This is a genomic window from Campylobacter coli LMG 9860 (assembly GCF_000254135.1).
Lineage (GTDB): Bacteria > Campylobacterota > Campylobacteria > Campylobacterales > Campylobacteraceae > Campylobacter_D > Campylobacter_D coli.
Map to the genome: position 1 here is coordinate 1 of NZ_AINS01000111.1, position 7,137 is coordinate 7,137.

Here is a 7,137-nt window from a genome sequence, read left to right on the forward strand (position 1 = left end):
AGTTCGAATCTCGTTTCCCGCTCCATACTTCACAAATTTATTTTTCTTTTCATTTATCTAAAATATCTTTTAAAATAAATCCACTTTTTAAAATAACCATCTTAATATATTAAAGTTTAAAAAGCATGATTCTTTCATCTTTTTGAAAATCTACTTTTTCTTCTTCACTGATGAGTAAAAATTCGCTTTGAATCAGAGGCAGTATCATCCCTGAACCAAATTTATTATCATTAAAAGGATAAAAAATACCCTTTTCTAAATTCCCTAAGATAAGATTATTTCTTCCACTTTTTACTTTTAAATCACTCCCCATAAAAGCTTGAATTTGTAAAGGATTTTCTAAATTCCCGTAAAGTAAAGCGATGATTTTTCTAGCAAAGATAAAAGCAGAAAGATAAGCTGCCATAGGATTTCCTGGTAAAATCAATACTAAAGTTTTATCTTTTTGGTAAAGCTTAGTTGGTCTTGCAGGGCGTGCTTTTAAACCCTTAAAAAGTGGAGTAAAGCCTAATTCATTTAAAGCCTTTTCCATAAAATCAGCTTCTCCTACACTCGCACCACCTGAAGTGATTAAAAGATCAAAATTAGCATTTTCTAAAGCTTTTTTAGTTGCATTAAAATCATCTTTAATAATACCAAGATAACTTGTAGCGCAATCTTTAAATAAAGCAAGTAAAGGCAAAGCATTAGCATTATAGATATTTTCCTCATCACAATCTTGCCAAGGTTCTTTTAACTCATCTCCACTTGAAAAAATTCCAATACGAATTTTTCTTACAACTTCTATTTTATAAAGCCCTTGAGAGGAGAGCAGAGCGATATGTCTAGCATTAAGCCTTGTGCCTTTTTTTAGCAAAAGCTCATCTTTTTTTAATTCTTCGCCCTTATAACGATAAGCGTTGTATTGTTTAGGTGGCTTTTTGATGACAAGCTTGCCTTCTTCTATACACTCATCTTCTATCATTAAAATAGTATCGGCATTTTTGGGCATTTTTGCACCTGTCATGATCTTAAAACACTCATTTTTATAGATCTCATAAGTGTTTTTATCTCCAGCTAAAATCGTACCTTTTATATCTAAAGCTTGATTTACATCCGCATAATTAAAAGCATAGCCATCAAGCGCAGCATTATCAAAGCTAGGTAAATTTTTTACAGCATAGAGATCTTTAGCCAAAACCCTATCTTTAGCTTCTTCAAGACTGATTAATTCAAACTCATTAAGAGCCTTAATTTGATCTTGTAAATGCGCTAAAGTTTGAAAAATGTTTTTCATTCTTCAAGCCTTGTGATTTTAGCGCCTAAGGCTTTAAATTTTTCTTCTAATTTTTCATAACCACGATCAAGATGATAAATTCTATGTATTCTACTTGTGCCCTTAGCCACAAGTGCTGCTAAAATCAAAGCCGAAGAAGCACGCAAATCCGTAGCCATAACATCTGCAGCATTTAATTCTTTACCACCCACTATAGTAGCAATATGCCCATTTAATTTAATATCCGCACCCATTCTTAAAAGCTCGCTTACATGCATAAAGCGATTTTCAAAAAGTCTTTCATCGATGATGCTTGTACCCTTTGCCATTAGGGCTAAAGCCATAAATTGTGCTTGCATATCGGTTGGAAAACCAGGATATTCACTAGTCATGATCTCCGTAGCTTTGATTTCTTTTGCAGGAAATAAGGTGATATTATCATTGTCTACCAAAGTTTCAAAACCCATTTGATGGAGTTTTGCTAAAACCGCTCCTAAATGCTCGGCATTTACTTTTTTAAGTGTGATTTTAGAATTTGTAATAGCTCCTGCACACAAATAAGTTCCCGCTTCAATCCTATCAGGAATCACACTAAATTCTTTAAAATCCAAAAGTTCTTTATCTGTGCCATAAATTTCAAGCTCATCTGTGCCTATGCCTTTTATATCAAGCCCAGCCTTGGCTAAAACTTCACAAAGCTGCACGACTTCAGGCTCTTTGGCAACATTTACAAGCTTAGTTTTTCCCTTAGCTAAAGCTGCTGCCATAATGATATTTTCGCTGCCTGTAACGGTAATTTTATCAAAAAGAATTTGAGCTCCTTTTAAATTCCCACTTGCTACGACATAACCTTGTTTTATTTCTATATTTGCACCCATTTTTTCTAAAGCACTTAGGTGTAAATCGATAGGTCTTTGTCCTATAGCACATCCTCCAGGCAATGAAACTTCACAATGATTAAAACGAGCAAGCAAGGGTCCTAAAGTAAGGATAGAAGCGCGCATTTTACGCACGATATCATATTTGGCCACGGTTTTATCAAGTGTTGATGTATCTAAATATGCTGTATTTTCTTTAAAGTCAGTTTTTGCGCCTAAATTTTCAAGCAAAGAAATGAGTGTTTTAATGTCTGCAACATTAGGAACATTATTTATTTTAACTTCATTTTTTGCAAGTATGCTAGAAGCGATTAGGGGTAAAGCGGCATTTTTTGCACCACTTATTATAACTTCACCTTGAAGTTTTTGGGAGCCTTGTATTTCTAAATAAGTCATTATGATAAACCTTATTTTAAATTTCAAAGCTTAATTATACCTTTTTAAACTTTGTAAAAGTTTATTGCTTGGGCTTTTCGTTTTGAAATTTGTGATTTATTTGGAGCTTAAATTTTTCCGAGTTTGATGATTTTTATTGTATTATTTTAAATTTAAAAAGTAATGATAAATATTTTATTTTTCAAGGTGATATCATGGGTGTTTTTTTGGTTTTGCTGGGTGGAATTTTTTGGGCTATAAGCGGAGTTTTGGCTGAGTATTTGTTTAAAAATAATTATGGGGTAGATTGGGTAAGTTTTTATAGATTGTTTTGTACAGGTATAGTGCTTATTTTATATAGCTTAAAGAAAATAAAAATATTTCAATTTAAAAAAGATGAGCTTTTATCCTTTTTGATTTTTGCTTTCTTTGGTTTATTGATGACTCAATATGGATATTTTAAAGCTATTTTTTATACCGATGCGGGTACTGCTACTATGATACAATACTGTGCTCCTTTACTTATCATGATTTATGTATGTTTAAAAGATAAAAAAATGCCTAAAATTTTTGAAAGTATGGCTTTAATTTTTATAATTCTAGCTCTATTTTTGCTTGCAAGTGGTGGAGATATAAGCAATTTAAACCTAAATTTATGGGGAATTTTTTGGGCCATTTTAGGAGCTTTTGGGGTTGCTTTTTATTCTTTAGGTGCAAGAAAAATCATTGCAAAATATGGAATTTTCTTTGTTATGGGTTGGTCTAGTTTAATCGCTTCTTTTATACTTTTTGGGATACTTGAATTTAAAGAAGGTTTAGTGCATTATGATTTTGCTCTTAATTTGTATTTAGCCCAAGCAGGTATAATATTTATAGGAACTATAGGGGCTTTTTGTCTATATCTTAAAGGGGTTGAATACATAGGAGCTTTAAGAGCAAGCATGATAGCATGTATCGAGCCTGTAGCAGCTGCTTTTATGAGCTTTTTATTTTTAGGAACAAGATACAGCTTTTTAGATCTTTTTGCCTTTGCTTTAATTATCTTAAGCGTGATTTTAAATGCTAAAAAAAGTTAAATTTTCATAAAATTTTTAAGTAATTTTTTGCCATTTTGGCTTAAAATTGCTTCGGGGTGAAATTGCACCCCATAAATCTCATATTTTTTATGCTTGATTGCCATGATGATATTTTTATCATTTAAAGCCAAAATTTCACAGCTTTTTGGCATTTTGCTAATATGTAAAGAATGATACAAACAAATTTTACTTTTATTTTTAATACCTTTAAAAAGCAGGCTTTTTTTAGCATTTTTCTTAAGATGCAATCTTGAAATTTTACCTTGCATAGGGTAGGGCATCGGAGTGATTTTTCCACCAAAAATCTCGCCTATACACTGATGTCCTAAACAAATTCCTAGTATTTTTTTATCTTTTTTAAAGTATTGAATTGCTTTTAAACTTAATTTTGATTCAGTAGGAGAATTTGGACCTGGAGAGATGATAAGATGAGAAAAATCAAAGCGAGCTAAATCTTTAGCTTTTTTAAATTCATCATTTTTTATAATTTTACATTGATAGCCCAATTCTTTAAGATAAAAAACTATAGTATAGCTGAAAGAATCATAATTATCTATGAGTAAAATTTTTTTCATTTTACACTCACTTTTTGCAATCCTCTAACCGAATTGATACAATAAATCTCATCTGCATTTAACAAATCCTCTTTAAAAAGTTTTTTTTCTTTTATAAGTCCTAAATCAAGCAAAAATTGCCTATAAATTCCATTTAAAAGTCCACTTTGTAGGGTAGGGGTATAAAGGACTTTATCTTTTTTAATGATGATATTACTTCTTGAACCTTCGCATAATTCATTTTTTTCATTAAAAAAAGCTATATCAAAGCATTGATTTTCTTTCCATAAAAAAGCTTTTTGATCATAAATTTGTCTTAAAGAACTTTTATGATATAAAGAATCGCTTTGCGAATTTAAGGGTTTATCACTTAAAAGCAAGATATTATTATCACTTGTTTTGATATGATTTTCTAAGATAGTATAGTTGCCATCTTTTTGCAAGATAAGTTTAAAAATAGCCTGTTTGTGATGACTTTTAATGATGCTTGGATAAAAAAAGCTATGATTTTTATGAAAAAGTTTTTCATTTAAAGCTTGGATATTGAAATTTTTAAATTCTTTTAAATTGGATTTGTAGCTTAACACTTCTTGAAAATCTTTAATGAGTTTTTGTGTGTTAAAATTCAATTTTAAGGCAGAATTTAAAATTCTTTGCAAATGTTCTTTAAAAAATAAAATTTTACCCTTTTTATAATACATAGTTTCAAAAAGATAAAAATTTTTAGGCATTAAAAATTGAGTTTTTAACTCCAATTCTTTAATTTCTTCCTCAAGCTTAGAATCCCACACCAAACCACTTCCGACGCTGTATTGATAATCTTGTTTTTTCTCAAGAGTGCGTATAGCAACACTAAATTTGCTTTTATTTTTATGGATACAACCTATAGCACCGCAATAAATTCCGCGTTTTCTTGCTTCAAGTTCTTCTATAAGTTTTATGGTTTCAAGTTTAGGAGCTCCTGTGATCGAACCGCAGGGAAATAAAGCTTTGAAAATTTGAAAATAATCAATATCTTTTTTAAGCTTGCCTTTTATAATGGAAGTCATTTGATGTAAAGTAGGGTAGCTTTGAATTTTAAAAAGCTTTGTTTTCATGCTGTTTTTAACGATAAGTTTTGAAAGATCGTTTCTTAAAAGATCGACTATCATTACATTTTCGCTTAAATTTTTAACATCTTTTTGCAAAAAAAGTTTGTTTTTCTTATCTTGATTTAAATCCTTAGATCTTGCACTCGTGCCTTTCATAGGCTGGGTGATTATTTTTCTTTTATGGATTTTAAAAAATAATTCAGGAGAAAAGGAAAGAATTTCGCGTCCTTCATCTTTAATATACGCTTTAAATTCAGTATCTTGTCTTTTGGATAAAAGATTAAACAAAGAAAATCCATCAAGCAAGCTATCAAAATGAAAACTTTGAGTGAGATTGACCTGATAGCTTCGTCCTTTTGCTATAGCGGATTTTACTTGCAAAAAGTTTTTTTCATAGTTTTTAAAATCTAAATGATTTTTAAAAATAGGCATAAAATTTTCTTCATCAACCCTCATCGCAGTGAATTTTTTTCTTTTTTTATAAGCATAAAAGCTCAAATAAGCCTCTTTGCTAGTGAAGTTTTTATCTTGTAAGTATTTATAAAATTCATAATCCACAAGAGTTAAAAAATAATATTTATCTTTATGTTTTTGCACAAATTTAAAGTATTTTTTACTTTGTTTTTTATTATAGGCTTTAAGAACAAATTTTAAGTCATAATAAAAATATTTACCAAAAATGGCAAATTTTGTTTCAGCGCTCACTTAATTCCTTTGCTACTTGTGCAGCAAGCTTTAATTTATCATTGTCAAAATGTGTATAAATTCTTGAAGTATTTAAATTTGCATGACCTAAAGCTTCTTGCACCAAAACCAAATCTTTTTGTTTTTTATAGAGTAGGGTAGCAAAAGTATGGCGAAGCATATGAGCGCCGTTTTTTTGCTTGCGAATTCCTGCGCGAAATAAAATTTGCTCTACAATACGACTTACATAAGCTTGTGTTAAAGCTTTTCCATTGCGATTGACAAAAAGTAAGCCACCTTCACTTAAATAATTAACTCTTACATCCTTTAACAAATGCTCGATTAATTCTTTTTTTATCATCACAACGCGGTATTTATTTCCTTTGGCGCGAATTCTTATAATGTAAAGTTCGTTTTCTTCGCTAATATCCTTGAGTTTGATATTGATAGCCTCACTTACACGAATTCCTGTAAAAATGATGATTTTTATAATAAGCTTGTTGCGTATGGTATTGTTTTTAAAATCTGAATTTTCTATGGCTTCAAGGAATTTTTTTAACTCATCTTCGTTCATGAATTCAGGCAGTTTTGCTCCCTTGCTTCCTGTAATACCTCCCCAATTTTTAAGTACAATATTAAAAATATGCGCCTTTTCATCCTCTTCGTTTTGTTTATCTAAAAAATCAAAAAAATTAATCACTGCAATACGGTAGTTTTTTTTACTCGCATCCGATAAAGCTCCAGTAATACTTGCTAAAACCTCCACTATAAGCTCTTCATCGATTTGCTTTAAGGAGTGTAATTTATAAAAATTAAGATATTCAAAAACTTTTTTTAAGGGATTAAAATAAGTATTAACCCCATTTAAACCCGCATTTCTTGCTTTTTTAGCCAAGGCATCAAGCTCTTCTATATTTTTAACACCCCTTGTAAGTGCAAAATTAACCTCTGCTAGGGCTTTTGGATTTTTAAGTTCTTTATTGGAAAGAGAGTTGAGTTTAAATTTAACATATTTTGCAAGCCAAAATAAAAAAGACTTTTCAAAATTTTCTTCACAATCTAAAGGATATTTCATAAAAACTTTTCCTAAAATCTTATAATTTTTGTTTTTAATCAATTTTAACTAAAAAAGGTATTTTAGTATTAACTTAGTAAAAAAAAGCTTTTCTAGCTCATTTTAACTTTAAAAAATAAATTTAAATTCCTTATATAAAATATATTAAA

6 protein-coding genes are annotated in these 7,137 nt (G+C 29.9%); 1 reads left to right on the forward strand and 5 read right to left on the reverse strand.

Translation table 11 applies throughout. The annotated features are described in order from the left end of the window. Positions 1-109: 109 nt before the first annotated feature. The gene (locus CCO88_RS09445; protein ID WP_002776957.1) at positions 110-1,276 is read right to left on the reverse strand and encodes a molybdopterin molybdotransferase MoeA; all 1,167 of its coding nucleotides are present in this window, start codon (positions 1,274-1,276) and stop codon (positions 110-112) included. After that, entirely contained in the window at positions 1,273-2,529 is a 1,257-nt protein-coding gene (gene murA / locus CCO88_RS09450; protein WP_002776956.1) for a UDP-N-acetylglucosamine 1-carboxyvinyltransferase, read from the reverse strand. Before murA ends, CCO88_RS09445 begins: the two co-directional genes overlap by 4 nt. Positions 2,530-2,723: 194 nt before the next feature. Between murA and CCO88_RS09455 the strand changes: the two genes are divergently transcribed. Then, positions 2,724-3,584 (forward strand): DMT family transporter, encoded by an 861-nt coding sequence (locus CCO88_RS09455; protein ID WP_002784730.1) that lies wholly within the window; start codon positions 2,724-2,726, stop codon positions 3,582-3,584. Here the strand turns inward: CCO88_RS09455 and CCO88_RS09460 are convergent. The 3 genes from CCO88_RS09460 to CCO88_RS09470 are packed head-to-tail and all read right to left on the reverse strand — an operon-like array spanning position 3,581 to position 6,988. Continuing rightward, complete coding sequence (locus CCO88_RS09460) at positions 3,581-4,159, reverse strand: anthranilate synthase component II (RefSeq protein ID WP_002776954.1); 579 nt, start codon at positions 4,157-4,159, stop codon at positions 3,581-3,583. The genes CCO88_RS09455 and CCO88_RS09460 overlap by 4 nt on opposite strands. Next, positions 4,156-5,934 carry a chorismate-binding protein gene (locus CCO88_RS09465; RefSeq protein WP_002785427.1) on the reverse strand — a complete coding sequence of 593 codons (1,779 nt, stop codon included), beginning with the start codon at positions 5,932-5,934 and terminating at the stop codon, positions 4,156-4,158. Before CCO88_RS09465 ends, CCO88_RS09460 begins: the two co-directional genes overlap by 4 nt. Then, positions 5,924-6,988, reverse strand: coding sequence for a tyrosine-type recombinase/integrase (locus CCO88_RS09470; protein ID WP_002840510.1), 1,065 nt, complete (start codon positions 6,986-6,988; stop codon positions 5,924-5,926). The genes CCO88_RS09465 and CCO88_RS09470 overlap by 11 nt, the downstream gene beginning before the upstream one ends. Positions 6,989-7,137: the final 149 nt, after the last annotated feature.